The 23,371-nt window shown below is 73.0% G+C and carries 20 protein-coding genes and 1 pseudogene; 3 read left to right on the forward strand and 18 right to left on the reverse strand.

Annotated features, from left to right (window positions below; translation table 11 throughout):
• Positions 1–7: 7 nt before the first annotated feature.
• The 3 genes from C593_RS0124755 to nsdA all read right to left on the reverse strand — a co-directional run bounded on the left by C593_RS0124755 (position 8) and on the right by nsdA (position 3,525).
• On the reverse strand, positions 8–346 hold the full coding sequence (locus C593_RS0124755) for a P-II family nitrogen regulator (RefSeq protein WP_018850023.1): 339 nt from the start codon (positions 344–346) through the stop codon (positions 8–10).
• Positions 343–1,701 carry an ammonium transporter gene (locus C593_RS0124760; RefSeq protein WP_026278046.1) on the reverse strand — a complete coding sequence of 453 codons (1,359 nt, stop codon included), beginning with the start codon at positions 1,699–1,701 and terminating at the stop codon, positions 343–345. The genes C593_RS0124755 and C593_RS0124760 overlap by 4 nt, the downstream gene beginning before the upstream one ends.
• A 348-nt stretch (positions 1,702–2,049) precedes the next feature.
• A complete protein-coding gene (gene nsdA, locus C593_RS0124765) occupies positions 2,050–3,525 on the reverse strand; it encodes a transcriptional repressor NsdA (RefSeq protein WP_018850025.1) in 1,476 nt (491 codons plus the stop codon).
• A gap of 425 nt (positions 3,526–3,950) precedes the next feature.
• Between nsdA and C593_RS0124770 the strand changes: the two genes are divergently transcribed.
• On the forward strand, positions 3,951–4,622 hold the full coding sequence (locus C593_RS0124770; protein WP_018850026.1) for a bifunctional DNA primase/polymerase: 672 nt from the start codon (positions 3,951–3,953) through the stop codon (positions 4,620–4,622).
• A gap of 148 nt (positions 4,623–4,770) precedes the next feature.
• Here the strand turns inward: C593_RS0124770 and ftsY are convergent, their stop codons facing one another.
• The 5 genes from ftsY to C593_RS0124795 all read right to left on the reverse strand — a co-directional run bounded on the left by ftsY (position 4,771) and on the right by C593_RS0124795 (position 12,437).
• Positions 4,771–5,994 (reverse strand): signal recognition particle-docking protein FtsY, encoded by a 1,224-nt coding sequence (gene ftsY, locus C593_RS0124775; RefSeq protein ID WP_018850027.1) that lies wholly within the window; start codon positions 5,992–5,994, stop codon positions 4,771–4,773.
• Between the two features lie 138 nt (positions 5,995–6,132).
• On the reverse strand, positions 6,133–7,551 hold the full coding sequence (locus tag C593_RS0124780) for a sugar porter family MFS transporter (RefSeq protein ID WP_018850028.1): 1,419 nt from the start codon (positions 7,549–7,551) through the stop codon (positions 6,133–6,135).
• Positions 7,552–7,783: 232 nt separating this feature from the next.
• Complete coding sequence (smc, locus tag C593_RS0124785) at positions 7,784–11,338, reverse strand: chromosome segregation protein SMC (RefSeq protein WP_018850029.1); 3,555 nt, start codon at positions 11,336–11,338, stop codon at positions 7,784–7,786.
• Positions 11,339–11,531: 193 nt separating this feature from the next.
• A complete protein-coding gene (locus tag C593_RS0124790; protein WP_018850030.1) occupies positions 11,532–11,750 on the reverse strand; it encodes a hypothetical protein in 219 nt (72 codons plus the stop codon).
• Between the two features lie 405 nt (positions 11,751–12,155).
• Positions 12,156–12,437, reverse strand: coding sequence for an acylphosphatase (locus C593_RS0124795; RefSeq protein ID WP_026278047.1), 282 nt, complete (start codon positions 12,435–12,437; stop codon positions 12,156–12,158).
• Between the two features lie 158 nt (positions 12,438–12,595).
• Here C593_RS0124795 and C593_RS0124800 point away from each other — a divergent pair, with 158 nt between their 5' ends.
• Positions 12,596–13,495 (forward strand): CAP domain-containing protein, encoded by a 900-nt coding sequence (locus C593_RS0124800; protein ID WP_018850032.1) that lies wholly within the window; start codon positions 12,596–12,598, stop codon positions 13,493–13,495.
• A gap of 23 nt (positions 13,496–13,518) precedes the next feature.
• Here the strand turns inward: C593_RS0124800 and C593_RS33940 are convergent.
• Positions 13,519–13,734: pseudogene (locus tag C593_RS33940) on the reverse strand (integrase); the annotation flags it as partial.
• Between C593_RS33940 and C593_RS33115 the strand changes: the two are divergent.
• Positions 13,732–13,887, forward strand: a complete 156-nt coding sequence (locus C593_RS33115; RefSeq protein WP_158686874.1) for a hypothetical protein — start codon at positions 13,732–13,734, stop codon at positions 13,885–13,887. The pseudogene C593_RS33940 and the gene C593_RS33115 sit on opposite strands and share 3 nt — an antisense overlap.
• On the opposite strand, the gene mutM is transcribed toward C593_RS33115, so the two are convergent.
• The 9 genes from mutM to C593_RS0124850 all read right to left on the reverse strand — a co-directional run bounded on the left by mutM (position 13,884) and on the right by C593_RS0124850 (position 23,327).
• Positions 13,884–14,738: a bifunctional DNA-formamidopyrimidine glycosylase/DNA-(apurinic or apyrimidinic site) lyase gene (mutM, locus tag C593_RS0124810; protein ID WP_018850034.1), complete on the reverse strand. Its 855-nt coding sequence runs from the start codon at positions 14,736–14,738 to the stop codon at positions 13,884–13,886. The genes C593_RS33115 and mutM overlap by 4 nt on opposite strands.
• A 102-nt stretch (positions 14,739–14,840) precedes the next feature.
• Entirely contained in the window at positions 14,841–15,740 is a 900-nt protein-coding gene (rnc, locus tag C593_RS30465) for a ribonuclease III (protein ID WP_018850035.1), read from the reverse strand.
• A gap of 19 nt (positions 15,741–15,759) precedes the next feature.
• Complete coding sequence (gene rpmF, locus C593_RS0124820) at positions 15,760–15,933, reverse strand: 50S ribosomal protein L32 (RefSeq protein ID WP_026165248.1); 174 nt, start codon at positions 15,931–15,933, stop codon at positions 15,760–15,762.
• A gap of 2 nt (positions 15,934–15,935) precedes the next feature.
• Positions 15,936–16,577 carry a DUF177 domain-containing protein gene (locus C593_RS0124825; protein ID WP_078521865.1) on the reverse strand — a complete coding sequence of 214 codons (642 nt, stop codon included), beginning with the start codon at positions 16,575–16,577 and terminating at the stop codon, positions 15,936–15,938.
• Between the two features lie 242 nt (positions 16,578–16,819).
• A complete protein-coding gene (locus C593_RS0124830) occupies positions 16,820–17,938 on the reverse strand; it encodes a hypothetical protein (protein WP_018850037.1) in 1,119 nt (372 codons plus the stop codon).
• 199 nt (positions 17,939–18,137) lie between these two features.
• Positions 18,138–18,620, reverse strand: a complete 483-nt coding sequence (gene coaD, locus C593_RS0124835; RefSeq protein ID WP_018850038.1) for a pantetheine-phosphate adenylyltransferase — start codon at positions 18,618–18,620, stop codon at positions 18,138–18,140.
• A gap of 26 nt (positions 18,621–18,646) precedes the next feature.
• Positions 18,647–19,231 carry a 16S rRNA (guanine(966)-N(2))-methyltransferase RsmD gene (gene rsmD, locus C593_RS0124840; RefSeq protein WP_018850039.1) on the reverse strand — a complete coding sequence of 195 codons (585 nt, stop codon included), beginning with the start codon at positions 19,229–19,231 and terminating at the stop codon, positions 18,647–18,649.
• Positions 19,232–19,317: 86 nt separating this feature from the next.
• Positions 19,318–21,513 carry an ATP-dependent DNA helicase RecG gene (gene recG, locus C593_RS0124845; RefSeq protein ID WP_018850040.1) on the reverse strand — a complete coding sequence of 732 codons (2,196 nt, stop codon included), beginning with the start codon at positions 21,511–21,513 and terminating at the stop codon, positions 19,318–19,320.
• A gap of 26 nt (positions 21,514–21,539) precedes the next feature.
• Positions 21,540–23,327 (reverse strand): DAK2 domain-containing protein, encoded by a 1,788-nt coding sequence (locus C593_RS0124850; protein WP_037747059.1) that lies wholly within the window; start codon positions 23,325–23,327, stop codon positions 21,540–21,542.
• Between the last annotated feature and the right edge of the window lie 44 nt (positions 23,328–23,371).

Consider the following 23,371-nt stretch of genomic DNA (forward strand, 5'->3'; position numbering starts at 1 on the left):
GGCGTTCCTAGAGTGCGTCCGGGCCCCGCTCGCCCGTGCGGACCCGTACCGCGGTGTCGACCGGAACGCTCCAGACCTTGCCGTCACCGATCTTGCCGGTGCGGGCGGCCTTGACGATCACGTCCACCAGCTGTTCGGCGTCGTCTTCCTCGACCAGCACCTCGATGCGGATCTTGGGGACCAGGTCCACGGTGTACTCGGCGCCGCGGTAGACCTCGGTGTGGCCGCGCTGCCGGCCGTAGCCGCTGGCCTCGGTGACCGTGAGCCCCTGGACGCCGAAGGCCTGGAGGGCCTCCTTGATCTCGTCCAGCCGGTGCGGCTTCACGACTGCGGTGATGAGCTTCATGCGTCCACCTTCTTGGATTCTGCCGCCGCTGCCACGATGTCGGCCGCGGCGGGGGCGGCCTTGCGGGAGCCGGCGCCGCCGCCGGCACCGCTGAAGTCGTACGCGGTCTCGGCGTGCTCGACCTGGTCGATGCCCGCGATCTCGTCGTCCTCGTCGACCCGCATCCCGATCGTCCTGTGCAGGACGAGGGCGAGGAGGGCCGACATCACCAGGGAGTAGGCGAGGACCGCGACGACGCCGACGACCTGCTTGCCGAGCTGCTCCAGGCCGCCGCCGTAGAACAGACCCGCCGCGTCGGACTGTACGCCGCCGGTGGCGAAGAAGCCGACGAGGACGGAGCCGATGACGCCGCCGACCAGGTGGACGCCCACCACGTCGAGGGAGTCGTCGTAGTTGAAGCGGTACTTCAGGCCGACGGCCATGGCGCAGACCAGTCCGGCGATCGCGCCGACCGCGATGGCGCCGAGCGGGGAGACCGAGCCGCCGGCCGGGGTGATGGCGACGAGACCGGCGACCGCGCCGGAGGCCGCGCCGAGGGTGGTGAACGCGCCGTGGCGGATCTTCTCGTAGACCAGCCAGGCGAGGACCGCGGCACCCGTGGCGACCTGGGTGTTCACGAACATCACGGCGCCGACGCCGTCGTCGTTGCCCAGCCAGGAGCCGGCGTTGAAGCCGAACCAGCCGAACCACAGCAGGGCCGCGCCGAGCATGACCAGCGGGAGGCTGTGCGGGCGCATCGGGTCCTTCTTGAAGCCGACGCGCTTGCCGATGACGAGGATCACGCCGAGCGCCGCCGCACCCGCGTTGATGTGGACGGCCGTGCCGCCCGCGAAGTCGATGACGCCCATCTCGAAGAGCCAGCCGCCGGAGCCCCAGACCCAGTGCGCGACCGGGAAGTAGACGACGGTCACCCACAGGGCGATGAACAGGGCCCAGGCGGTGAACTTCACCCGGTCCGCCAGGGCGCCGCTGATCAGCGCGGGCGTCAGCACGGCGAACATCAGCTGGAAGACGGAGAAGACGAAGACGGGGATGGTGTAGCCGTCCCACAGCTCGTTGACGCCGATACCGCTGAGTCCGACGTACTCGGAGCTCCAGCCGACGACGGAGCCGATGTCACTGCCGAAGGCGAGGCTGAATCCGTACAGCACCCACAGGATGCTGACGATCCCGAGGCTGATGAAGCTCATCATCAGCATGTTCAGGGTGGACTTGACCCGGACCATGCCTCCGTAGAAGAAGGCGAGGCCCGGTGTCATGAGCATCACCAGGGCGGAACAGATGAGCATGAACCCTGTGTTGGCGGCAGACAGCTCGGGAGCGTCTGCGGCAAGGGTCGAGATGCCTGGGGGCATCGGCGTCTCCTCGTCGTCGTGCGGCCGCGTGCGGGCGGAGCCTTGGCGGACTGCGGGCGGGGCCGTTATGCGCCATGAGGTTGACGCAGCGGGGTTTCCGCAAAGGCCGCTCGATGTTTCGCGGCCGTGACGAAGAGACCGGGCGTGTTACGCCCCCATGAACGCGCTGATCGTCCGGGGGGGCCCGGACGTACCATCTGCCCACATCAGCGGCCGGCCGCGGCACTCTCCCGGGTGACCTGGCACGGGGGGAGCCGAGTCGGACAGTACGGGGAGAGGGCCGCGGCCGGGGTCTGCTGCCCCGTCCGCGGGGGCCGCGGGGGCCGTACGGACGGGGGGCTCGTGGGGTCAGACCGCCTCGGCGGTCTCGGGGAGCCGGGCGGCGAGCCGCTCGGTGATGTCGATGACCTGCGGCACGTCGCGGAAGTCGCGGGCGGCGCTGTCGACGGTCTTGCGCAGCCGGGTGTTGACCCGCTCGGAGCGGACCTTGGAGGCGATGCGCAGGGCCTCGTCGGCCAGCGCGGTGGCCGCTTCCGGCTCCCGCTTGAGGAGGTGGACGGTGGCCATGCCGATCAGGTTGAGTGCATACGACCGCTGGTGCTCGCCGTCCTGGCTGAAAAGCTCCACCGCGCGGGCCATCACGGGCTCCGCGAGGGAGGCGTAGGTGGGGCTGCGGCCGGCGACGTAGGCGAGGTCGCGGTAGGAGTGGGCGTTCTCGCCGTTGAGCTCGGCCTCGGAGAAGAAGCGGATCCAGTCGGGCTCGGGCTCGCCGTCGAGGCCGGCGTCGGCGAAGGTGTCCTCCGCCATGCGCACGGCGCGCTTGCACTTGCTGGGCTGGCCCATGTTGGCGTAGGCGCGGGCCTCCATCGCGTACAGCATGGCCTGGGTGCGGGCGGTGGCGCAGTCGCGGCTGCCGTACTGGGCGAGGTGGATGAGCTCCAGAGCGTCGTCCGGGCGGCCGAGATGGATCATCTGGCGGCTCATCGAGGACAGGATGTAGGAGCCGAGCGGCTTGTCACCGGCCTCCTTGGAGGCGTGCAGGGCGAGCACGAAGTACTTCTGGGCGGTCGGCTGGAGGCCCACGTCGTAGCTCATCCAGCCCGCCAGTTCGGCAAGTTCGGCGGCGCAGCGGAAGAGGCGGCGGGAGGTCGCGGCCGGCTGGGGCTCCTGGAGGAGATCGGTCACCTCGTGGAGCTGGCCGACGACGGCCTTGCGGCGCAGCCCGCCGCCGCACTGGGCGTCCCACAGACGGAACATGGCGGTGGTCGACTCCAGGAGCTGGAGCTCCGGCTCGGAGAGCCGGCCCGCCCGGCGGGGCGGCGCGGGGGCCTGGGCCGCGGCCGGTTCGGCGGCGGGTGTGGGGACCAGCCAGCGCTGCATGGGCTCGATGAGGGCGGGCCCGGCCGACAGGGCGAGGGAGGTGCCGAGGAAGCCGCGGCGGGCGAGCATCAGGTCGCTGCGGGAGAACTCGCCGAGCAGGGCGACTGTCTGGGGCCCGGCCCAGGGCAGGTCGACCCCGGAGACGGAGGGGGCCTGGTGCGCGGTGCGCAGTCCGAGGTCCTCGATCGCGACCACGCTGCCGAAGCGTTCGGAGAACAGCTCGGAGAGGATGCGCGGGATCGGCTCACGGGGCTGTTCGCCGTCGAGCCAGCGCCGGACCCGTGAGGTGTCCGTGCTGATGTGGTGCGCGCCCATCTGGCGCGCCCTGCGGTTCACCTGGCGGGCGAGTTCGCCCTTCGACCAGCCGCTGCGCAGGAACCACGAACTCAGCTGCTCATTGGGGCGCTTGCCGGTGCTCGAACCGTCTGCGCCGCTGCCGCTCACTGGATTGCCCCCATCCGTCCATGCCCTCGTCGGCCGAACTCTTACCAGAATGCCGCGAATCACGGCTTCCGGTAGCCCACTTGCACCGCACGGTCTCCGCTCCCCGGTTGCCCGGGGCATACCCACCGCCAACTGCAATTGCAGGCTCGGGTACCGAAAGTAGTCCCGCGATCACGCCTCCGCGAGTGGGATTGCAGAAACGCCACCATTCGCCACCCCTCCGAGTGAACTCACTTACGGCCGGGCGCGATTCACTTGACACAGCACGATCCAGGGGGGTGCACCGTTGCACACGCGGGCGCGTGTCGCACCGCGCACTCCCCCGTACGCATCCACGCGCCACCGGAGACAGAACAGTGACCACGGAGCGTCACGCCTGTGCTCCTTCACGTAACCACCGGCGTACTCGACCCGTTGGAGGGGGCATGGGCTTCACGATCGGCGGCACCCGGGGGATCGGTCAGATCCGGCCCGGCACCAGACGCCGCGGGCGCACGACGGAGGCCACCGCGGTGGCCGAGTACACCGGCCTCTGGGGCTGGGCGGTGACGCCGGGCGCGCGCGCCTCGGCCGGCCGGTGCTCCTGCGGCGCGGACGGCTGTCCCGCGCCGGGGGCCCATCCGCTGGACTTCGCCCGCGAGGTACCGGCCGGGGCCACCCTGGACGAGGCGGGGCGCGCCTGGGCCGAGGTCCCCGGCGCCGCGCTGATGCTCCCCGCCGGGCGGGCCTTCGACGTCCTGGACGTGGCGGCCCCGGCCGGGCAGCGGGCGCTGGTGCGGATGGAGCGGATGGGGGTGCGGCCGGGCCCGGTGTGCCTCACCCCGGACGGGCGCTGCCAGTTCTTCGTGGCCCCGGGCGCGGCGGCCGGACTGCCCCGGCTACTCTACCGGATGGGCTGGGACGACGCGGACCTGGACCTGCGCTGCCTCGGCCCCGGGGCGTACATCACGGCCCCGCCCTCGGACCGGGGCGGGCTGGGCCCCGTCCGGTGGCTGCGCGCCCCGGCACCGGACACGGCGACCGCGCCCCCGGAGGCCCGGCTGCTGCTGGGCACCCTGGCGTACATCTGCCACCGCTCCGGCGCGCGCCGGCCGTGACGACGGGCGGCCGTAACGACGTGCGGCCGTAGCGGCAGGCCGTCGTAGCGACAGGGCCGTCACGACAGGCGGCCGTAGGACGCGCGAGGGCCCCGCGACCCGGTCGGGTCGCGGGGCCCTCGTCCGCGCGGGGGCGCGGCGCGCCGGCTCAGTCGCCGATGAGCGCGTCCACGAACGCCTCGGGCTCGAACGGCGCCAGGTCGTCCGGGCCCTCCCCCAGGCCGACCAGCTTCACCGGGACGCCCAGCTCGCGCTGCACGGCGATGACGATGCCGCCCTTGGCGGTGCCGTCCAGCTTGGTGAGCACGATGCCGGTGATGTCCACGACCTCGGCGAAGACGCGGGCCTGCACCAGGCCGTTCTGCCCGGTCGTGGCGTCCAGGACGAGCAGCACCTCGTCCAGCGGGCCGTGCTTCTCCACGACCCGCTTGACCTTGCCCAGCTCGTCCATGAGCCCGGTCTTGGTGTGCAGCCGACCGGCGGTGTCGATGAGGACGACGTCCGCGCCCTCGGCGATGCCCTCCTTGACCGCGTCGAAGGCGATCGACGCCGGGTCGCCGCCCTCGGGGCCGCGGACCGTGCGGGCGCCGACGCGCTCGCCCCAGGTCTGGAGCTGGTCGGCGGCGGCGGCGCGGAAGGTGTCGGCCGCGCCCAGCACCACGGACCGCCCGTCCGCGACGAGGACCCGGGCGAGCTTGCCGGTGGTGGTGGTCTTGCCGGTGCCGTTGACGCCGACGACCATCACGACGCCCGGGGTGTCGAGGCCGCTCTCGGTCTTCACGGCGCGGTCCGTGTCGGTGCCGATGAGGGCGAGCAGTTCCTCGCGCAGCAGGGTGCGCAGCTCGTCGGGGGTGCGGGTGCCGAGGACCTTCACGCGCTCGCGCAGTCGCTCGACCAGTTCCTGGGTGGGCGCCACGCCCACATCGGCGGTGAGGAGGGTGTCCTCGATCTCCTCCCAGGTGTCCTCGTCGAGGTGCTCGCGCGACAGCAGGGTCAGCAGCCCCTTGCCGAGGGAGTTCTGGGAGCGGGCCAGACGGGCGCGCAGCCGCACCAGGCGTCCGGCGGTCGGCTCCGGGATCTCGATCTCGGGGGCCGGCGGCTCGGCGACGACGGGGTCCTCGACGGCCGCGGGGGTCTCGACGGCCTCCTCGGCCGTCGGGAGTCCGACCTCCTCGATGGTGCGGCGGGACTCGTCGCGTGGAGTCTCCGCCTCCTCGCCGACACGGGGTTCGGCGGACGGGGCGGTGATGGTCGGCGTGCTCGGCGGCGCCGGTGGCGGCAGCTTCCGCTTCTTGCGGCTGCTGACCACGAGCCCGCTGATCGCACCGATCGCGACCAGGGCGATGACTACGGCAAGGATGACGATTTCCATGGTCCGTCCAGTATGCGCGACGCCCGAGGGGCCGGTCCGGCTCCCCGGAGCACGGTGTCGTCACGGCCTCGGGAACGCGAGCACTGCCCCGGCTCACGCGCTGAGCCGGGGCAGTGGAGAGGAGCGGGGCAGCGGGGTTCAGCCCATCTCCTCCAACGCCTTGCCCTTGGTCTCCTTCACGAACTTGAGCACGAAGGGGATCGAGAGCACGGCGAAGACGGTGTAGATCACATAGGTGCCGGACAGGTTCCAGTCGGCGAGGCTCGGGAAGCTCGCGGTGATGGCCCAGTTGGCGATCCACTGCGCGGAGGCGGCGACGCCCAGCGCGGCGGCGCGGATCCGGTTGGGGAACATCTCGCCCAGGAAGACCCAGACGACCACACCCCAGGAGAGCGCGAAGAACAGCACGAAGACATGGGCCGCGATCAGGGCCACGGCCCCCTGGGTCTCCGGCAGCTTCCCGTCGACCAGGTCGGCGGAGAAGGCCCACGCCTCCACGGCCAGGGCGATCGCCATACCGGTGGAGCCGATCAGGGCGAGCGGCCGGCGGCCGATCCGGTCCACGAAGATCATGGCGATCACGGTGCCGATGATGTTGATGATCGACGTGGTGAACGAGTAGAAGAACGAACTGCTCGGGTCGACGCCCACCGACTGCCAGAGCGTCGCGGAGTAGTAGAAGGCGACGTTGATGCCGACGAGCTGCTGGAAGAGCGAGAGGCCGATGCCGATCCAGACGATGGGCAGGAAGTAGAAGCGTCCGCCGAGGAGGTCCTTGAAGGTGGACTTGTGCTCACGGCGCATCGCCGTGCGGATCTCCTCGACGCGGGCCGCCAGGTCGACCTTCTTGCCCTCGACCTCCTCCAGCACGGCCTTCGCCTTGTCGATCCGGCCGACGGAGACGAGGAAGCGCGGGGACTCGGGGATCGCGAAGGACAGCAGCCCGTAGAGCACGGCCGGGACGACCATCACGCCGAGCATCCACTGCCAGGCCTCCAGGCCGGCGATCTCCCCGCGCTGGTCGCCGCCGGCGATCTGGAGGATGCCGTAGTTGACGAGCTGGGAGACGGCGATGCCGATGACGATGGCGCCCTGCTGGAAGGAGGCCAGGCGCCCCCGGTAGGCCGGCGGGGAGACCTCGGCGATGTACGCGGGGCCGATGACGGACGCCATACCGATGGCGAAGCCGCCGATGATCCGCCACATCGCCAGGTCCCAGAGGGCGAACGGGAGGGCGGAGCCGACGGCGCTGACGGTGAAGAGCACCGCGGCGATCTGCATACAGCGGATGCGGCCGATCCGGTCGGCGATGCGGCCGGCGGTCGCGGCGCCGACGGCGCAGCCGATCAGGGCGATGGCGATGACCTGGGCCAGGGTGCCCGACCCGATGTCGTAGCGGTCGCGGATCGCCTCGACGGCGCCGTTGATCACGGAACTGTCGTAGCCGAAGAGGAACCCGCCCATGGCGGCGGCTGCCGTGATGAAGACGACGTGCCCGAGGTGTTCGGGGTGCGCCTGGCGGGCTCCCGATCCCGGGGGCTGGGCAGTGCTGGTCACGAATACTCCTGGGGCCACCGGCAGCGTCGCCGGGCGTGGGGGCGAGCCCTTCACGTGGGGCACAGCTTCCTGTCACCCACCACTTGAAGGTAAAAACAACGTTGCAGAGAATATGCCTTCAAGTGTCGAAGTCAAGAGGCGGTCCGTGATCAGAGGAAACCAATTGGATCACCTTGAGAATTCAAGTCTTGAAGCACTGGTGCAGGAACGGTGACCGTCTACCCCGTCGCGCTCAGCGCAGTCGCTGGCTGATGACCTTGGACACGCCGTCCCCCTGCATCGACACCCCGTAGAGCGCGTCGGCGACCTCCATCGTCCGCTTCTGGTGCGTGATGACGATGAGCTGGGAGCTCTCCTGGAGCTCCTGCATGATGCGGATCAGCCGCTGGAGGTTGGTGTCGTCGAGGGCCGCCTCCACCTCGTCCATCACGTAGAACGGACTCGGCCGGGCCTTGAAGATCGACACCAGCATGGCCACGGCGGTCAGCGACCGCTCCCCGCCCGACAGCAGGGACAGGCGCTTCACCTTCTTGCCCGGCGGACGCGCCTCCACGTCCACGCCGGTGGTGAGCATGTTGTCCGGATCGGTGAGGATCAGCCGCCCCTCACCGCCCGGGAAGAGCCGGGAGAACACGCCCTCGAACTCCCGCGCGGTGTCCCGGTACGCCTCGGTGAAGACCTGCTCGACACGCTCGTCGACCTCCTTCACGACCTGGAGCAGATCGGCGCGGGTCTTCTTCAGGTCCTCCAGCTGCTCCGACAGGAACTGGTGGCGCTCCTCCAGGGCGGAGAACTCCTCCAGGGCCAGCGGGTTCACCTTCCCGAGCTGCTGGTACGCCCGTTCGGCCGACTTGAGCCGCTTCTCCTGCTCGGCGCGGACGAACGGCCGGGGCCGGTTGCGCGGGTGCTCCGGGTCCTCGGGCAGCTCCTCCCCCTCGGCGGGCAGCGAGGGCGGCACGAGCTGGCCGGGACCGTACTCGGCCACCAGAGCGGTCGGCTCCACGCCCAGCTCCTCCAGGGCCCTGGTCTCCAGCTGCTCGATCCGCAACCGCTTCTCGGCGCCCAGCACCTCGCCCCGGTGCACCGAGTCGGTGAGCTTGTCCAGCTCCCCCTTGAGGTCGCGGCCCGCCGACCGGGCGGCCGCCAGCTCCCGTTCCCGCTCGGCCTTGGCCGCGTCGGCCGCGGCCCGTTCCGCCTCGGCGCGGACGAGGGAGACCTCGACATGCGCCAGCAGCTGGCGGGCGCCGCTCGCCACGGCCGCCGCGACCTCCGCCTCGTGACGCAGCCGGGCGCGCACGCGCTCGGCGCGCGCCCGCGCCTCGCGCTCGGCGCGCGCTCCCCGGTCGAGCGCGTCGGCCCGGCCCGCGAGCCCCTTCACCCGCTCCTCGTGGGTGCGGACCTGGAGGCGGGCCTCCATCTCCGTCTGGCGCGCGTTGGCGCCGTCGGCGGCGAGCCGGTCGCGCACATGGGTGTCCGGCTCCTCCTCGACGGGCGTCTCCTCGGCGACGAGCAGCCGCTCGGCCAGCTCCTCGACCTCCTCCAGCGCCCGCTCCAGGGCCTCCTGCGCCCGCGCCGCCGCCGTCCCGGCCCGCTCGGCCTCCCCGGCGGCCGCCCGGGCCTGGCCGGCGAGGCTGCCCAGCCGGCCGGAGACCGAGGACTTCTCCCGGTCGGCGGCCCGCCGCCGCTCCCCCAGCTCCTCCACCCGCGAGGCCCGGGTGCGGCGGTCCTCGGCGGCCCGCTGCTGGGCCCCGGCCAGTTCCTCGCAGGTGGCGTCCAGCCGCTCCAGCTCCGTGGTGGCCTCGTCGACCGAGGCCTGCACCTCCAGCAGGCTGGGCGCGCCCGCCGAACCGCCCTGGGCGAAGTGGGCGCCGAGCACGTCCCCCTCGGCGGTGACCGCGGTGAGCGCGGGCCGGGACCGGACCAGCTCCTCGGCGTCCTCCAGACCCTCCACGACGACGGTGGTGCGCAGCAGCGCCCGGACGGCGGGCATCAGCTCCTCGGGGCCGCCGACCAGGTCCGCGGCGCACGGCCGGCCGTCGGTGCCGGCCGGGGCGCTGTCCGTCTCGGGCCCGCCCGCGAGGAGGAGGGCGGCCCGGCCGCCGTCCTGCTTGCGCAGCAGACGGAGGGCCTCGGCCGCGGTGGCCGGACCGGCGACGGCCACCGCGTCGGCGGCGGCGCCGAGCGCGGCGGCGACGGGGACCTCGTAGCCGGGGGTCACGGTGAGCAGGGCGGCGGCCGGTCCGAGGAGGCCGTCGAGCCGGTCGCCGGCGGCGAGCAGGGCGCCGGTGCCGTCCTTGCGGCGCAGGCCGAGGGCGAGGGCGTCGCGGCGGGCGGTCACGGCGGCCCGGGCCCGTTCGGCGGCGGTGAGGGCTTCCCGGGCGGCGGTCAGCCCGGCCTCCGCCTCGGCGAGTTCGCGCTTGGCGGCCTCGTGCCGCGCGGCGAGGGCGGTGTCGTCGGCGTCGAGCCCGTCGACTTCCGCCTTGAGCTGCTCGTACTCCTCCTGCGCGGCGGCGGCGCGCTCGCGTGCCTCGTCCCGTGCGGCGGCCAGCCGGTCGATCTCGGACTGGGCCGCGGCGGCGCGGGAACGGGCTGCGCCCACCTGCCCGTTGAGCCGGGCCAGCCCCTCGCGCCGGTCGGCGATGGCCCGCGCGGCGTCCTTGAGCCGGCGTTCCTCGGCGAGGAGCTGCCGCTCCAGCTCCGCGCGGTGGGCGACGGTGTCCTCCAGCGCGCGTTCGGCGGCCTCCAGCGCGGCCTCCAGTTCGGCTTCCTGCTCCCGGATCCGGGCGGCCTCGCGCTCCATGTCCTCGGGGTCGCGGCCCCGGCGCTCCTCGGCGGGCCGGTCGGTGGCGCTCCTGACCCGGGCGTCGGCCAGCGAGACGGTGCCGCGGACGCGCTCGGCGAGCTGGGAGAGGTCGTACCAGGTCTGCTGGGCGCGCTGGAGCCGCGGGGCGAGGCGGCGGACCTCGTCCTCCAGATCGGCTTCCCGGCCGAGGGCCGCCTTGAGTTCGGTCTCGGCCGCCTCCTTGCGCTCTTTGAGGGCGGCCTCGTCGGCGATCTCGGCGCCGAGGGCCTCGCGCAGCCGCACCAGGTCGTCGGCGAGCAGCCGCAGCCGGGCGTCGCGCAGATCGGCCTGGATCACGGCGGCCCGGCGGGCGACGGCGGCCTGGCGGCCCAGCGGCTTGAGCTGGCGGCGCAGTTCGTCGGTGAGGTCCTGCACGCGCGCGAGGTTGGCCTGCATCGCATCGAGCTTCCGCAGCGCCTTCTCCTTGCGCTTGCGGTGCTTGAGGACGCCGGCGGCCTCCTCGATGAAGGCCCGCCGGCCCATCGGGTCGGCGTGCAGCACGGAGTCGAGCCGGCCCTGTCCGACGATGACGTGCATCTCGCGGCCGATACCGGAGTCGGAGAGGAGTTCCTGGATGTCGAGCAGCCGGCAGGTGTCGCCGTTGATCTGGTACTCGCTGCCGCCGTTGCGGAACATGATCCGCGTGATGGTGACCTCGGCGTACTCGATGGGCAGGGCGCCGTCGCTGTTGTCGATCGTGAGGGAGACCTCGGCCCGGCCGAGCGGCGGGCGGCCGGTGGTCCCGGCGAAGATGACGTCCTCCATCTTGCCGCCGCGCAGCGACTTGGCGCCCTGTTCGCCCATGACCCAGGAGAGCGCGTCGACCACGTTGGACTTGCCCGAGCCGTTGGGGCCGACGACGCAGGTGATTCCCGGTTCGAAGCGCAGCGTCGTGGCGGACGCGAAGGACTTGAAGCCGCGCAGGGTCATGGCCTTGAGGTGCACGCCGCCGGACTCTACCTTTCCCCCGCGGTTTCGCCCCCGAAGGCGCAGGGCATCTCAGACGGTACGAGAACGCGCGCACGGGGGTGGGGGCCTGGCAGAGGCTGCGGAAGCGGGGAAGCGGGGGAAGAAAGAAGGGACGCCGGGGCGTCCCTTGCATATCCTGGTGCGCGGTGAATCTCCGGCGACGCGCGGCTCAGGTGAGCGCGGGCTCCGCCTGGGGAACGTCGATGTCGATGCCTTCGAGCAGCGACTCTCCCGGGTGCTTGGCGACGGCAGCGCTCAGCGCGTCGTTCTCGGACTGGATCCGTACGAGCTCGGATTCGAGGTCCTGGACGCGCTGCTGAAGCCGTCGCATCTCGGCGAGGAGTCGCGGGTCGGAACCGCCGACGTAACCGAGAAGCGCCTTTGCCATGATGAGTGGTCCTCCACAATGAGTGACCGACCGATGCGGTGTGGGTCGTGAGGGATTTTCGCACCCGCGGTGCGCGACAGCTCTTGTGGTGCTTGCGGTTCCAGCTGCCGGACAGCTCAGGTGCGCGGGGATTCCAGAGTCTCACCAAAAAGTTTGACGGTCAACACGATCACACCCCGTATCCACGGGCGTCCCGGGGGCACACGCCCGTCGCCTCGGCGCGGGGTGCCTGACCTGCGGGGCCCTGGGGGCGTCGCGATCTTTGGTTCCGCCGCAGCCTGGCACGGGATGGCCCGTCTTGGCAACCACCTGGTACTTTCCGTCTCCGCGCGCGTACCCGGGGCGACGCGGTGACGCGCGCGGAGCCGGCCCGTACCCGGCGTGTCGGGACGGCCGTGACGCCCGTCAGCGGATCGCGAAGTCCGGATATCCGCCCCTCGGCGTGGCCCAGATCTCAGTGACACCGTCGACGCGGCCGGGTGTGTCGGAGGACCGCAGCCAGTCCAGGAGACGGTGGCAATTCTCACGCGGCCCTTCCGCCACGACCTGGACCCGGCCGTCGTCGAGGTTGAGGGCGAAGCCTTTCAGCTCGCCGATCGCCATGGCGTTCTCCCTGGTGAACCAGCGGAAGCCCACTCCCTGTACCCGGCCGCGTACCCACGCCGTGAGGCGCGCATCGTCGTTCATGCTCATGACGGTAACGGGCGGAATACGGATGGATCACCCCACCCCCGGGACGCATTGGCGTACAGTCCGGACGCAATGCGCCTCACTCGTTCGGGTGGGAGCGCCGAGTCGGCGCCGCGGTCAGCGGGCCGGGAACCGGGACCAGGAAGGCACATCACATGGGTCGCCATGGGAAGAAGCGGGCGGGCACGCCTGTGCGCACCGGCCTGCTCGGTGTCTCCGCCGCCGCGGCGGTCGGCGCCGTCGCCGTCGCGACCGGGCTGCTGCCGGGTGGCGACACGTTCACCATCGGTTCCTCGGGCAACTCCTCCCCGGCGTCCGGGATCCGCACCGACGGACCGCCGAAGCTCCAGCCGTACGGGGGCACCAGCGCCGAGGCGACACCGTCCCCGAGCCGGACGGCCGAGGCGTCGAAGTCCCCGGCCCCCTCGGCCCCGCCGAAGAAGGCGGCCGAGCCCTCGAAGAAGCCGAAGCCGTCGGCGACGCCCTCCACGAAGCCCGCCGAGAAGCCGAAGCCCAAGCCGACCGAGCGGGCCGCCGAGAAGCCCGCGCAGAAGTCCACGACCCCCGGGACTCCCGAGGCGAAGCGCCCGAGCCCGTCCCCGACCCCGGCCCGTGAGAAGGCGCCCGCGCCGAAGAAGCCCTCCGCCGAGCCGCCGGCACCGAGCACCTCGGCCCCCTCGCCGTCCCTCACGTCCGCCGTCTTCGCCCTCGTCAACGAGGAGCGCGCCCTGGTGGGCTGCGCCCCGGTGAAGGAGAGCGACGCCCTGTCGAAGCTGGCCCGGGCCCACTCCGACGACATGGCGGCCCGCAACTACTTCGACCACACCTCCCCCGACGGCGCGAGCCCCTGGACCCGCGCCGACGCGGCCGGCATCACCAACCTCGGCGCCGAGAACATCGCCCGCGGCCAGGCCGACGCCGGTGCGGTCATGAACGCCTGGATGGAGAGCGACGGCCACCGCGCGAACATCCTGAACTGCGACTTCACGACGATGGGCGTCGGGGTGCACGAGGGGGACGGCGGGCCCTGGTGGACGCAGAACTTCGGCTACTGAGATTTCCGCAGGTCAGCGACTTGTCAGCTTCCCTGGGCCGTCTCGGGGCCGTGATCGGCAACCGAGGCGGCCCAGACTGTATCCACGGCGGCCCTCGTGCGGGTCTCGCTCGACGGCATCAGGTGCGTGTACGTCCGCAGCGTGAAGCCGGGGTCATGGTGGCCCCGGTACTCACTCGGAGCCTTGATGCTCTCCCCCGCGTCCAGGAGCACTGACGCACAGAAGTGCCGGAGCGCGTGCGTCACCTCGGCCACGACCATCCGGACACGGTCTCGGTCACCGAAGTCCTTGCGGGGCTGCTGACGGAGATGGGCCACACGTACCGGGCACAGCAGTTGCCGGGGCGCTCGAAGAAGGATCGAGGCCGCCCGAAGCGCAAGCGGCGCTCCTAGGCCCTCGGCGGTCGCTGGCACCTCGGGCAGAAGTAGCTGGAGCGGTTCATCCACGGGCGGCGGCGGATCGGGGTTCCGCAGCGGCGGCAGGGTTCGTTCTCGCGGCCGTAGGCGTCGAGGGAGCGGTCGAAGTAGCCGGATTCTCCGTTGACGTTGACGTAGAGGCTGTCGAAGGTGGTGCCGCCCACCGCCAGCGCGGCGGTCATGACCTCGCGGACGTGGGCCAGGAGTTCGGTGGACCTGGGGCGGGTGAGGGTGGCCGTCGGGCGGTCGTAGTGGAGGCGGGCGCGCCAGAGGGCCTCGTCGGCGTAGATGTTGCCGACACCGCTGATCAGGGACTGGTCGAGGAGGGCGCGCTTGACGGTGGTGCGGCGGGCGCGCAGGGCCGTGTGGAAGGCGGCGTCGTCGAAGAGGGGGTCGAGCGGGTCGCGGGCGATGTGCGCGATGACGTCGGGGAGGCCCTCGGGGGTGTCGTCGTGGACGGACAAGCCGCCGAAGGTGCGCTGGTCGACGAAGCGGAGCTCGGTGCCGAGGGTGTCGTCGAAGCGGAGGCGGATCCTGAGGTGCTTCTCGGAGACCGCGGTGACCGGCTGGACCAGGAGCTGGCCGCTCATGCCGAGGTGGCCGAGGACCGAGCTGCCGGTGCCCTCCAGGGGGAGCCAGAGGTACTTGCCCCGGCGGCGGGCGTCGGCCACGCGCCGTCCGCGCAGGCGGGCGGCGAAGTCCTCGCCGCCGGCGAGGTGCCGACGGACCGCGCGGGGGTGCAGGACTTCCACCTCGGCGATCGTGCGGCCGGTGACCCAGGTGGCGAGTCCGCGGCGGACGACTTCGACCTCGGGCAGCTCGGGCAACGGGTCTCCTCGGGGGAAGGGGTGGGCGGCAGGGTGCCGCAGGGCCCCTCGCACGGGAGCGCGAGGGGCCCTGCGGACCGGACGGACGGGAGGACGGACGGGTCAGGCGGACGCCCGGTCCGACTCCGTGACGGATTCTTGCTCCGCGGCGGATTCCGGCTCCGCGGCGGCGGGGGTGCCGGCGGGCCCTCCCCCGTCGGACGGCGAATCCGCGAGGGCCTCGTCCGCACCGGAGGACCCGTCCGCCGAAGCCGACGACGCCTCGGCGGCCGCGGCAGCCTTGGCCCGGTCCTCCGCGGCGGCGCGGATCTCCCGCCAGGCGGACTCCGCCGCCTGCTGCTCCGCCTCCTTCTTGCTGCGGCCGGTGCCGGTGCCGTACGAGACACCACCGACGCGGGCGGCAGCAGTAAAGGTCTTCTCGTGGTCGGGCCCGGTCTCGCTGACGAGGTACTCCGGGACGCCGAGCCCCTCGGCGGCGGTCAGTTCCTGGAGACTGGTCTTCCAGTCCAGGCCCGCGCCCAGGTTCGAGGACTTCTCGATCAGCGGGTCGAAGAGCCGGTGCACCAGCTCGGACGCCGCTTCGAGGCCCTGGTCGAGATAGACCGCGCCGATCACCGCTTCCAGGGTGTCGGCGAGGATGGACGCCTTGTCCCGGCCGCCCGTGCCCTCTTCACCCCGGCCGAGCCGGATGAACGAGCCGAGTTCGAGGCCGCGGCCGACCTCCGCCAGCGCACGCGAGTTGACCACCGCGGCCCGCAGCTTGGCCAGTTGGCCCTCGGGCAGGTCGGGGTGGGTGCGGTACAGCGTGTCGGTGACCACCAGGCCGAGCACGGAGTCCCCGAGGAACTCCAGCCGCTCGTTGGTGGGCAGACCGCCGTTCTCGTACGCGTAGCTGCGGTGCGTCAGCGCACGCACCAGAAGGGCGGACTCGAGTCGGTACCCGAGCCGCCCTTCCAGAAGCGTGTGGGACGAGGCATTGTCCGTCTTGCTGGACTCAGACATGGCGCCTCTCACCAGCCGCTCAGACCTCGAGGACCTGGCGCTTGTTGTAGGTGCCGCAGCTCGGGCACGCGATGTGCTGCTGCTTCGGCTCCTGGCAACGCTCACACGAAACCAGGGTGGGGACCGCAGCCTTCCACTGCGACCGGCGGTGGCGCGTGTTGCTGCGCGACATCTTCCGCTTCGGAACAGCCACGGCTACTTCTCCTGCTTCTCGTCGACGCCCGCTTCGGCGCCGCCCATGTTGTCCTTCTCGCCGTCCTGAATGGTCTCGGCGAGTCCCTGCAGTGCCGCCCAACGGATGTCGACGGCGTCGTGGTGGTGGTCCGGGTCGTCGTTCAGGTTGGCCCCGCACTCGGAGCACAGACCCTCGCAGTCCTCCCGGCACACCGGCTGCATCGGCAGTGCGAGCACCACCGCGTCACGCAGCACGGGCTCGAGGTCGAACATGCCGTCCTCGAGATAGAGGATGTCCTCGTCCTCGGCGTCGTCGGCGGGCTCCGCGGTGCGGCCCCGGTCGTCGGCGTCGGGATACGTGAACATCTCCTGGAAGTCCGCCGCGACATCGACGCGCAGCGGCTCCAGACACCTTACGCACTCCCCCTCGGCGGCCGCACGGGCGGTACCCGTGACGAGTACCCCCTCCATGACGGACTCCAGGCGGAGGTCCAGCTCGACCGGCCTGCCCTCGGGCACGCCGATGACCCCGTCGATGCCGAGGACGGCCGGCGGCGCGGGTGCGTCCACCGTGCGGGAGATCCGCTGGAGCGCACCGGGCCGCCGTCCCAGCTCGTGTGTGTCGAACACGAGGGGGTTGCGGTGGTCGAGGCGCGTGCTCAGGGGTCTTCCTGCTTTCGGATCGTGGGGTGTGCCCGGTTCGCGGGGCGAAACGGGCAGGCGGAATCGCGGAACTGGGCGCGACCGAAGAGCCAGGATACTTCAAGGGCCGCCGTAGACCCAATCCGGTCCGGGGCCGCCCCGGACCGCCTCGGATCGCCCCGGATCGCTTCGGTCCGGGCTCGGACCGGTGCGGTCCCGGGCCCGGTCGGTGCGGAGCGCGGCCGTGGCGGGCGGGCGCCGGCTCAGCGGCCCTGCTCGTAGCGCCGCAGCTGCTCCATGTCGATCATGCTGGTGTCGAAGAGGCTGGTCTCGTCCAGCGCGGCGGCCTGCTGGGGCGGGTTCGCCGGCTGCGGGGGCGCGTAGGCATAGGGGTCCTGGTGGCCGTAGCCCTGCTGGTCGTAGCCCTGCTGCTCGTAGCCCTGCTGGGCGCCGTAGCCGGCCGCGGCGTACGGGTCGGGCTGCTGCTGTCCGTAGCCCCCATAGGGGTCCTCGGACTGGGCGGCGTACCCGTACGGGTCGTGCTGGGCCGGGATCTGGGGTGCGGCGGGCACGTACGGCTGGTGCCCGGGGTGCTCGGCGGCGGGGGCGGCCTGCTGCTGCGGGACCGGGGCCCGGGCCGGGGCGGGCGCCGGGTCGGCCAGTTCCGCGAGGCCCGCGAGGTAGTCGGCGTCGCTGGTGTGCAGCGGGTTCCCGGCGGCGTCCTGCGCGGCCATGTGGTCGCCCAGGTCGTCCCCGGCGGTCCGGCCGTGCAGCTTCTGCCGGCCGCGGCCGACGGCGTCCAGGGTCTTGGAGAGGACCGCCTCGAAGGCGCCGAGCTTGGCGTCCACGTACTCGTCCGCGCGGTTGATCAGGGTGGCGGGGTCGCTGCTGTGCTCGGGGGCGTCCTCGTCCGCGTAGCCCTGCTCGTCGAGGCCGGGGCCCCGGCCGAGGAGCTTCTCGCGGCCGCGGTCGACCGAGCCGATGGTTTTGGTGAGGACGACCTCGAAGTTGGCGAGCTTGGAGTCCACGTACTCGTCGGCCTCCGCGCGGATCTCCTCGGCCTCCCGGCGGGCCTCGGCGAGGATGCGGTCGGCCTCGTCCTGCGACTGGCGGGCCACATGGGTGTCCGAGATCAGGGAGCCGCGTTCGGCGTGCGCGGACTCGATGATCCGCTCCGCCTCCCGGCGGGCCTGCTCCACCATCTGCTCCCGGCCGCCGATCAGCTCCTGGGCCTGGGCCAGGGAGCCCGGCAGCGCGTCGCGGACCTCTTCGAGCATGGCCAGCAGTTCGGCGCGGTTGACCACGCAGGAGGCCGACATGGGCATCGACCGGGCGCTGGTGACCGCCTCGACGATGTCGTCGAGCTTCTTCTGCACATCCACGGTGGTTCGCCACTCTCCCGGTGAATCGGAGCCCCTGCTCCCCGTGTCCGTCCGGGGCTGCGAGAGGACGGACGGGACGACTGTACGGCCAGTCGCCGGTCCGCGGACACCGGATGACGGACCGTCGGCGGCCCGGGGTCCGGTCCCGGCGTGCCCCGGGCGGCCGGACCGGGCGGCCGGACCGGGCGGCCCCGGCTGCTCAGCCGCGTTCGCCGAGCCGCCGGACGAGGGCGCGGTGGACGGCCTCGGGCAGCAGGTGGGAGACGTCCCCGCCCCAGGCCGCAACCTCCTTGACCAGGCTGGAGGAGAGGAAGCTGTAGGTCGGGTTGGTCGGGACGAACAGGGTCTCGACGCCCGAGAGCCCGTTGTTCATCTGGGCCATCTGGAGCTCGTAGTCGAAGTCGCTGACGGCCCGCAGCCCCTTGACGATGGCGGGGATGTCGCGCTCCTTGCAGAAGTCGACGAGCAGACCGTGGTGGGACTCGACGACGACGTTCCCGTACTCGCCGGTGACCTCGCGGATCAGGTCGATCCGCTCGTCCACGGTGAACAGGCCCTGCTTGGACTTGTTGATCATCACCGCGACATGCACCACGTCGTACAGCTTGGAGGCGCGGGCGATGATGTCGAGGTGTCCGTTGGTGATGGGGTCGAACGACCCCGGACAGACTGCGCGGCGCAACTGAAGTCCCTCGCTCTCCGGTCCGGTCATGGTGCGTCTTCGCACGTAGAGGCGGCGCGACCGTACCAAAGCGTTCCCTCGCCGTAGCGACGGGCCCGTACGGCCTCGAAGCCCCCGGGCCAGTCGAACGCCCCGCCCCTGGTGCTGCGCTCCACGGTGGCGAGCGCGTCGCCCGCGAGCCAGCCCCCACGGCGGAGTGTGAGCAGAATCTCGCGAAGATCGTCGTCGGTGACGGCGTACGGAGGGTCCAGGAACACGATGTCGTAGGGCTGTTCGGGGGCCGGTCCCGCGGCGACCTGTTCGGCCCGGCCGGTGCGCACCTCGGCGCCGGGCAGGCCGAGGGCGCGGACGTTCTCCCGGACGGTACGGGCGGCCCGGGCGTCCGCCTCGACCAGCAGGGCGTGCGACGCGCCCCGGGACAGGGCCTCCAGGCCGACGGCCCCGGAGCCGGCGTACAGGTCGGCCACCCGGACCCCGTGCAGGGTGCCGAGCTGTGCCTGCCAGCTGGAGAACAGCCCCTCGCGGGCGCGGTCGGAGGTGGGACGGGTGCCGTTGCCGGGCGGTACGGCGAGCCGGCGTCCGCCGGCAGCGCCGGCGATCACGCGGGTCATGGAGGGCCTTCCTGTGGTCCGTGCCCCGCCCGGCCGCGCGGGGCGCGGGGCCGGTGACGGGGGCCGGGGCGTGTGCGACCAGTGTCTCAGCCCTTGTCGAGGTACTGCTCCCGCTCCTTGTCGAGCAGGGCGTCCAGGGCGGTGCGCAGCCCGGGCAGGCGCTCCAGCTCCGGGTCCTCGCGGACGACGGCGACGGCCTCCTCCCGGGCCGCCGCGATGATCTCCTCGTCCTCGATGACGGCGAGCATCCGCAGCGAGGTGCGCACCCCGGACTGGGCCTGGCCGAGGACGTCGCCCTCGCGGCGCTGCTCCAGGTCGATGCGGGAGAGCTCGAAGCCGTCCAGGGTGGCGGCGACGGCGCCGAGCCGGGCGCGGGCGGGGCTCGCCTCGGGCATCTCGGTGACCAGCAGGCAGAGTCCGGGGGCGGAGCCGCGGCCGACCCGGCCGCGCAGCTGGTGCAGCTGGGAGACGCCGAACCGGTCCGCGTCCATGATGACCATGGCGGTGGCGTTGGGGACGTTGACGCCGACCTCGATGACGGTGGTGGCGACCAGCACGTCCGTCTCGCCGGCGGCGAAGCGGCGCATCACCGCGTCCTTGTCGTCGGGCTGCATCCTGCCGTGCAGCACCTCGACCCGGAGGCCGGCCAGGGGGCCGCGGGCGAGCTGTTCGGCGACCTCCAGGACGGCGAGGGGCGGGCGCTTCTCGGCATCGTCGGCGGGGCCCTTCTTCGCGGCGGCCTTCTTCTCGTCCTCCTCGTCGCCGATGCGGGGGCAGACCACGTACGCCTGGTGGCCGCTCTCGACCTCCTCGCGCACCCGTTCCCAGGCGCGGGCCAGGAAGTGCGGCTTGTCGGCGGCCGGGACGACATGGCTGGCGATCGGCGAGCGGCCGGCCGGGAGCTGGTCGAGGACCGAGGTCTCCAGATCGCCGAAGACCGTCATGGCGACGGTGCGCGGGATGGGGGTGGCGGTCATGACGAGCAGGTGGGGCGGCTGCTTGCCCTTGGAGCGGAGGGCGTCGCGCTGCTCGACGCCGAAGCGGTGCTGTTCGTCGACGACGACCAGGCCCAGGTCGTGGAACTGGACCTTGTCCTCGATGAGCGCGTGGGTGCCGATGACGATGCCGGCCTCGCCGGTCACCAGGTCGAGCAGGGCCTGCCGGCGGGCGGCGGCGCCCATGGAGCCGGTCAGCAGCACGACCTTGGTGCCGTGCTCCGCGCCGCCGAGCAGTCCGGCCTCGGCGAGGTCGCCCATCATCTCGGTGATCGAGCGGTGGTGCTGCTGGGCCAGGACCTCGGTGGGCGCGAGCATCGCGGCCTGTCCGCCCGCGTCGACGACGGCGAGCATGGCCCGCAGGGCGACCATGGTCTTGCCGGAGCCGACCTCGCCCTGGAGGAGGCGGTGCATGGGGTGGGCCGTGGCGAGGTCGTCGAAGATCTCCTTGCTGACGGTGCGCTGGCCCTCGGTGAGGGTGAAGGGCAGCCGGGCGTCGAAGGCGGTGAGCAGGCCGTCCTCGGCGGGGACGCGGGGGGCGGCGGGGAGCTGGGTGTCGGCGAACCGGCGCCGGGCCAGGGCGACCTGGAGGACGAACGCCTCGTCCCACTTGAGCCGTTCGCGGGCCCGCTCGATGTCGTCCTTGGTGCGCGGGCGGTGGATCAGGCGCAGCGCCTCGGGGAGGGGGACCATGCCGCGGCCCTCGCGCAGGGCGGCGGGCAGCGGGTCCACGGCGTCGGCGGCCCGGTCGAGGACGGCGTCGACGGCCTTGGAGATCTTCCAGGACTCCAGTTGCTTGCAGGCCGGGTAGATCGGGATGAGCCGCCCGGCGAAGGCGTCCACGGCGTCGGCGGCGGAGGCGTCACCGCTCAGCGGCTCGTACGCCGGGTGGGAGAGCTGGAGCCGGCGGTTGAACATGGACACCTTGCCGGCGAACATCGCGCGGGTGCCGGGGAGCAGTTCCTTGTGCGGCTTGTGGACGCCCTTGCCGAAGAAGACCAGCTGGAGCCTGCCGTAGCCGTCGGTGATGGTCACCTCCAGCCGTCTGCCGCGGCCGCCGTTGAAGGTGTGCACCCGGGCGTCGGCGACCTGGGCGACGACGGTGACGTGTTCGTCGAGCGGGAGGTCGGCGAGGGAGGTCAGCTCGCCCCGCTCCGCGTACCGCCGCGGGTAGTGGTGCAGCAGGTCGCCGAGGGTGTGGAGGTCCAGGTGCTCGGCCATCACCTTGGCGGTGGCGGCGCCGAGCGCGTTCTTGAGGGGTTCACCGAGCGCGGGCACGCCCTCCATTGCACACCACACCGCCGACAGCGGGGTCATTCGACGCCGATGAGCAGCGGGGTGGGGCCGCCTCCCGGGTAGCTGACGGTGTCGACGGCCAGGTAGCCCTCGCGCACATGGTCCTCCAGCCGGGCGGCGAGCCCGTCGGGGGCGGGGTCGCCGAGGACCAGGGTGACGAGTTCGCCGCCGGAGGAGAGCATGCGGTCGAGGACGGCGGCGGCGGTGGCGGCGAGGTCCTCGCCGATGACGGCGACGTCCCCGTCGATCAGGCCGAGGACGTCACCGGCCTGGCAGACCCCGGCGGAGGTCCACGACTGGCGCTCGGCGACGGCGAGTTCGGCGTAGCGGGTGGCGCCCGCGGCGGCGGTCATGGCCACCACGTCCTCGTCGAAGCTGCGACCGGCCTCGTGCACGGCGAGGGCGGCGAGGCCCTGGACCGGGGAGCGGGTGGGGATGAGGGCGACGCGCACGCCCTCCGCGCGGGCCTGTTCGGCGGCTGCGGCGGCGGTGTGGCGCAGGGCGGGGTCGTTGGGCAGCAGGACGACCTCCCGGGCGTGGGCCCGGCGGATGGCGTCGACGAGTTCGCCGCTGGCGGGGGGTTCGCCGGGACGGGTGGGCACGGCCGTCGCCCCGGCCTCGGCGCAGAGCGCGGGCAGCCCGTCCCCGGGCACGACGGCGACGACGGCGCGCTGCACCTGTTCACGGGGCGGGGCGGCGGTGCCGGAGGCGAAGTGGGTGATCCGGATGCGGTACGGGCGGCCGGCCTCGACGCCGGCCTCGACGGCCGCGCCGGCGTCGTCGACATGGACGTGGACGTTCCACAGCCCGTCGCCGCCGACGACGACGAGGGAGTCCCCGAGGGTGTCCAGCCGCTCCCGCAGCCGTGCGACGGGGGCCTCGTCCGCCTCCAGGAGGTAGATCACCTCGTAGGCGGGCCCGCCCTCGGCGCAGGGTTCGGGGGCTTCGGGGGCACGGGTCACGGCGGACCGGGCCCGTCGGGGGGCGGGGGGCTCGGGGGCCTCGCCCGTCAGCGCCTCGACGAGCGCCCCGAGCACGGCGAGGAGCCCGAGCCCGCCCGCGTCCACGACGCCGGCCCGCCCGAGCACCGCGAGCTGCCCGGTCGTCGCGGGCAGCGCCTCCCTGGCCCCGGCCCAGGCGGCCCGCGCGACCTCGCCGTCACCGGCGGGGGGTGCGGAACCGGGCCCGTCGGGTCCGGGCCCGTCCGGTCCGGGGGCGGCCGGTCCGGGGTCGGCCGCGGGCACCGGCCCGGCGGGCCGGGAGGCCGCTGCGGGCCCCGGTGCGGCGCCCCGCGCTCCGGCGGTGTTCGGCCCGCCGGGGGCGTCCCCCGCCCCCGGGGCGCCCGCCGGGCCCGCGGGCGCCGCCGGCGCACAGCGCCCCGCAGCCGTCGCCGCGGCGTCCGCGACCGTCAGGATCGTGCCCTCGACCGGGTGGGCGACCGCCTGGCGGGCCAGGGCCGCGGCGCGGGCCAGGGCCGGGGCGAGGCCCGCGCCGGCCGCGAGGCGTTCGGACATGCCGCGCAGCAGCTGCGCCAGGATCGTGCCGGAGTTCCCCCGGGCGCCCAGCAGCGCGCCGTGCGCCATCGCGCGGACCACGTCACCGAGCGCGGGCTCGGTGCGCCCGGTCTCGTGGGCGGCGAAGACCGCCTCCACCGCCTGGACCGCAGACTCGGCGGTCAGATAGAGGTTGGTGCCGGTGTCCCCGTCCGCTACGGGGTAGACGTTGATCGCGTCGATCTCCTCGCGCTCCCGGCCGAGGGCGTCCAGGGTGAGAGCACACCAGGCGCGCACCGCTGCGGCGTCCATCGTCTGCGGCACCTGGTGGTCCTCCTCGGTGGCGTACGGGCCGT

Source organism: Streptomyces sp. CNT372 (assembly GCF_000377145.1).